We start from the raw sequence: 3181 nt of genomic DNA on the forward strand, positions 1-3181 counted from the left end.
AGTTCTTTGAGAGAAGGGAAAGATATAACAGTAAGGCAAGCACAAGTAAGGCAAGATTTTGTTGAGCTACGGCTAACAAAGGGCGTCTGGGGGATGCCTATGGCTCTGATTGGCGAAGAAGGACGCGGACAGCAGCGAAAACGGCGGGGAGGAGCACACATCCTTTGATCCGCTGGTCTCCGAATGGGGCAACCCGGTGCGGTGAAGCCGCATCACCATCAATGATGGAGCAAACGTGGGGAACTGAAACATCTAAGTACCCGCAGGAAGAGAAAACAAGAGTGATACCCTGAGTAGTGGCGAGCGAAAGGGGCTTAGCCCAAACCACAGCGGTTACGGCCGCTGCGGGGTTGTAGGACCAGACATCAAACCAGTAGATCAACCGGAAGGCTTTGGGAAGAGCCGCCAGAGCGGGTGACAGCCCCGTACGGGTAGAATTTGTTGGTGGGTTTGGGATCCTGAGTAGGGGGGGGCCGGAGGAACCCCCTCTGAAGCTGGCAGCACCATCTGCCAAGGCTAAATACACATCAGAGACCGATAGCGAACCAGTACCGTGAGGGAACGGTGAAAAGTACCGCAAGCAGCGGGGTGAAATAGAACCTGAAACCAGACGCCTACAAACGGTTGGAGCCTCGTAATGGGGTGACAGCGTGCCTTTTGCATAATGAGCCTACGAGTTACCGTCACTGGCGAGGTTAAGTTTTTTTAGAAGCGGAGCCGAAGCGAAAGCGAGTCTGAACAGGGCGCTGAGTCAGTGGGGGTAGACGCGAAACCGGGTGATCTACCCGTGGCCAGGTTGAAGTGGCAGTAACATGTCATGGAGGACCGCACCAGTAAACGTTGAAAAGTTTTTGGATGAGCTGCGGGTAGGGGTGAAAGGCCAATCAAACTCGGAAATAGCTCGTACTCTCCGAAATGTTTTTAGGAACAGCCTTGTATGCCAAATTCCCAGGAGGTAGAGCTACCGATAGGACTAGGGGGAGTCACATCCTACCAACTTCTGACGAACTCCGAATGCCTGGGAATTGATACGGGAGTGAGGGGTCGGGTGCTAAGGTCCGACTCCGAGAGGGGAACAACCCAGACCACCGGCTAAAGTCCCCAAGTGGTCGCTCAGTTGAACAAAGGAGGTCCGGTTGCCGAGACAGCCAGGAGGTTAGCTTGGAAGCAGCTATTCCTTTAAAGAGTGCGTAACAGCTCACTGGTCGAGCGAGGCGGGCATCGATAATAAACGGGCATGAAGCGACCCACTGAAGCCGTGGACACTAGCTTTGCTAGTTGTGGTAGGAGAGCATTCTGTAGTCAGTGAAGGTTTGGCGTGAGCCGGGCTGGAGAGTACAGAAAAGCAAATGTAGGCATAAGTAACGACAATGCAGGTGAGAACCCTGCACACCGAAAGACTAAGGATTCCACCGCGATGGCAATCAACGGTGGGTGAGTCGGCCCCTAAGGGGTAGGCGAGAGCCGAACCTGAGGGTAAACGGGTTAATATTCCCGTACTGGCCTTTTGAGAAAAGCGGGGACGGAGTACGGAAGGATCCGCGCACTGCGGGAATAGTGCGTTGAAGGTTGTAAGCTATTGCTCTTGTAGGCAAATCCGCAGGAGTAGGTGGAGACCGATAGTACCTGGGGACCTTCGGGTGCCCGGGATAGTGATCCGGACGGGCTTCCAAGAAAAGCCGCTATCGTTAATCAAGAGGGCAACCGTACCGCAAACCGACACAGGTAGTCGAGATGAAAAATCTAAGGTGCTCGAGTGAATCATGGCTAAGGAACTCGGCCAATTGACCCTGTAACTTCGGGAGAAGGGGGGCCTCCTCGCAAGAGAGGCCGCAGAGAAAAGGCCCAGGCGACTGTTTACCAAAAACACAGGACTCTGCGAAATCGAGAGATTCAGTATAGGGTCTGACACCTGCCCGGTGCTGGAAGGTTAAGGGGGGGCGTTAGGGGCAACCCGACGCGCTGAACTGAAGCCCCAGTAAACGGCGGCCGTAACTATAACGGTCCTAAGGTAGCGAAATTCCTTGTCGGGTAAGTTCCGACCTGCACGAATGGTGTAACGATCTGGGCACTGTCTCAGCCATGAGCTCGGTGAAATTGTAGTTCCGGTGAAGATGCCGGATACCCGCCACGGGACGGAAAGACCCCGTGCACCTTTACTACAACTTATCATGGACGCTGGCACAGAGATGTGTAGGATAGGTGGGAGGCTGCGAAGCGGTGTCGCTAGGCATCGTGGAGCCACCGTTGAAATACCACCCTTTTGTGTGTTGGCGTCTAACCTCTCAATGAGAGGGACCGTGGTTGGTGGGTAGTTTGACTGGGGTGGTCGCCTCCGAAAGGGTAACGGAGGCTTCCAAAGGTTCGCTCAGGCCGGTTGGTAACCGGCTGGGGAGTGCAATAGCAGAAGCGAGCTTGACTGTGAGGCAAACAGGCCGATCAGGTGCGAAAGCAGGGTATAGTGATCCGGTGGTTCCGCATGGGTGGGCCATCGCTCAAAGGATAAAAGGTACGCCGGGGATAACAGGCTGATCTCCCCCAAGAGCTCACATCGACGGGGAGGTTTGGCACCTCGATGTCGGCTCGTCACATCCTGGGGCTGGAGAAGGTCCCAAGGGTTCGGCTGTTCGCCGATTAAAGTGGCACGCGAGCTGGGTTCAGAACGTCGTGAGACAGTTCGGTCCCTATCTGTGGTGGGCGTTAGAAGATTGACGGGGGCTGCCCTTAGTACGAGAGGACCGGGGTGGACTCACCGCTGGTGAACCGGTTATTGTGCCCGTGGTACGGCCGGGTAGCTACGTGGGGTTTGGATAAGCGCTGAAAGCATCTAAGTGCGAAGCCGGCCCGGAGATGAGTCTTCTATTGAAGGACGTTGGAGACGACGACGTTGATAGGTGGCAGGTGCAGGGCGTGAGAGCGCTAGAGCCGAGCCATACTAATGACCTGAGGGCCGCAGGGAACTGATTTTGCGAGACCTTGTGCATGTTCGCTGCTATATTTTTCCTTTTTTCTTAAAGATCTCACCAAGAGCTTGTGAACCGGTGGTTCACACCAAGCTGGGATGGTGGTAAGGGTGCGGGGGAACACCTCTTCCCATACCGAACAGAGCCGTTAAGCCCCGTTACGCCGATGGTACTGGAGTCACTTCCGGGAGAGTAGGTTGCCGCCACCACAGATTTTA

At 55.0% G+C, this 3181-nt stretch carries 2 rRNA genes; both read left to right on the top strand.

Annotation, left to right across the window (positions count from 1 at the left end):
* Positions 1-66 precede the first annotated feature (66 nt).
* Positions 67-2958 (top strand): 23S ribosomal RNA (locus ACFPMF_RS27945).
* A gap of 102 nt (positions 2959-3060) precedes the next feature.
* A 5S ribosomal RNA gene (gene rrf / locus ACFPMF_RS27950) occupies positions 3061-3172 on the top strand.
* Positions 3173-3181 lie beyond the last annotated feature (9 nt).

Source organism: Larkinella bovis, from assembly GCF_042655385.1.
GTDB classification, from domain to species: Bacteria; Bacteroidota; Bacteroidia; order Cytophagales; family Spirosomataceae; genus Larkinella; species Larkinella bovis.